This window comes from Endozoicomonas acroporae, from assembly GCF_002864045.1.
GTDB classification, from domain to species: Bacteria; Pseudomonadota; Gammaproteobacteria; order Pseudomonadales; family Endozoicomonadaceae; genus Endozoicomonas; species Endozoicomonas acroporae.
Genome location: NZ_PJPV01000209.1, coordinates 1 through 1,959, shown reverse-complemented (window position 1 = coordinate 1,959; position 1,959 = coordinate 1). Strand labels below are relative to the sequence as shown.

Genomic DNA, 1,959 nt, shown 5'->3' with positions numbered 1-1,959 from the left:
GTAACTATTCAGTGAACCCAGCAAACCAGCTTACCAGACTGGTAAGGAATACCTGCCTTATAAGGGCTACGGACTTGGATGAGCTTTTTTCAGCCAGGTGGGTCATGGATTCGAAATTCTTTGAGACGAGTTTCATCCATCTGCCAAGGTAGCCACTGACTTAAATCTTCTGGTGGCTTCCGGTCATTAGCAATGCAAGCCTCAAGATAGCCCTTCAACCACAGCTTCTGATTGATCTTCCAGATCTTCAGGCTTGTCAGCACCGTAAAGAACCAGGCCGCCAGCTCCATACTCCAGTCGCTCCCACTGCCGTAGTAGTTTTTCCGGCCAACCACGGGACCCCGCAACGTCTGTTCAGCAATATTGTTATCCATCGGAATATCCGGATTTTGAATAAACCGGCAGAGCCCTTCCCAATGGTTCACAAGGCTCTCAAGTACCTTTTGCGCTTTTTCAGCCAGCCGTGGTCGTACCAGTTCTTTATCTCGCTGAGAGGCTATACGTTCAACATGTTTTTCCAGTCTCAACTGGCGGGTCGGCCACTGCTTTGGGTCTTCCCGTACAAGAAGTCGTTGCTCGTTTAAATAATATAAACGAGCAATTCTATCTACCCAGGCAATGCTCCATTTTTCCAAATCCGGGTCACCACGACTGGCATCAATAAAGTCTCGCCTGACATGAGCCCAGCAGAAGGCCAGAACAATCAATGGATGGTCTTTGGCCAGTTTCTTGTAGGCGGAATACCGGTCGCAGACAAGGGTTCCCTCGCTATCTCCAATAACTGATTCAGGGACAGAGGCGGCGCGACTATCACTGATGCTGAAGTAGACGGCCTCGTCGGAAACAAATACCCAGAGCCAATGTTTCTGGCTGCCCTCTGAATCATCACACCACTGCAACCATCGGGTTTCATCGGCATGCATTCGATCACTGCGGCAAACCCGCTCTCTGCAAGCTTCCACGACAGGTTTTATGAGAGCAGGCAGTGTTTGCATTCCCGAAGTAATGGTTCCGGCCGCCAGATCAAGCCCGTGCTGTTTGTACGACTGAAGCTGTCTGTTAACTGGAATACCAAAAGCATATTTGTTGATAATTAAATCAACCCAGACAGAAACTCCCAATGCTCCTCTGTTAATCAAACGTGCTGGAGGTGGGGCGGTGATAATTGCGGGTGTTTCCGGGCATTGACAAGTCTTGCGATATCGCTTGCGATGGTAACGCCTCTTGTGTGGCCTGACCTCAATTTCTATAACATCACAATGATCACAGCCAGGAAACGGTTCGAAGGGCAAGCGACAGATGGCACAACACTTCTCGTTATTGGGTAGGTCAACGCCCTGATCAACCACCGGCAGGTTCTCATGTTTTCTCCGACCATGGCTCGGGGAACCAGGTTGCTGGCCACGTTTACGAGTCGTCGGTTGTCGTGTGGTATTTTTGCTTTGCTTTTCCTGACTGGGTTTTGAGCGATTTTTCTTTTCAGTAGAACGGCCAAAGACCATGTGTTTCATATGACTCAGCTGAGAATCACGTTCTTTGATTGTCGCCTTGAGTTGATCGACTTCAGCCTTATTATCTTTTTTCATCAAGGCAATGGTGGCCAGTAATTCCTGCTCACGAATCCGGGTCCGTTTCCACAGATCCCGGTAGTGGTTGACCTGCCATTTGAGGTCAATGAACTCCTGCTTGGTCAAAGTGACTTGAACAAGGCTGAAAGGAGTACAGGATTGTTCTGAAGTGCATTCAGGCGTAGTGATTTCAAGCATCTATCAAGGATAGCTGAACAGGGCTATTGATGCTTGAATAATAGATTTAGCGAATGGTTACAACTAGCTCTCGTCCAACAACACAACCTATTGAAAACTTTAAAATTTATCTTGAAAAATAATTGAAGCACCTCTGCTTTTTACAGCTAGCCTTCCCAAGGCCAGTAAACATCAGGGAATGCTAAAAACAGAG

General features: G+C 47.8%; 1 protein-coding gene. It reads right to left on the bottom strand.

Annotated features, from left to right (window positions below; genetic code table 11):
* Positions 1 to 89: 89 nt before the first annotated feature.
* Positions 90 to 1,766, bottom strand: a complete 1,677-nt coding sequence (tnpC, locus tag CX664_RS23960) for an IS66 family transposase (RefSeq protein ID WP_101749137.1) — start codon at positions 1,764 to 1,766, stop codon at positions 90 to 92.
* Positions 1,767 to 1,959: the final 193 nt, after the last annotated feature.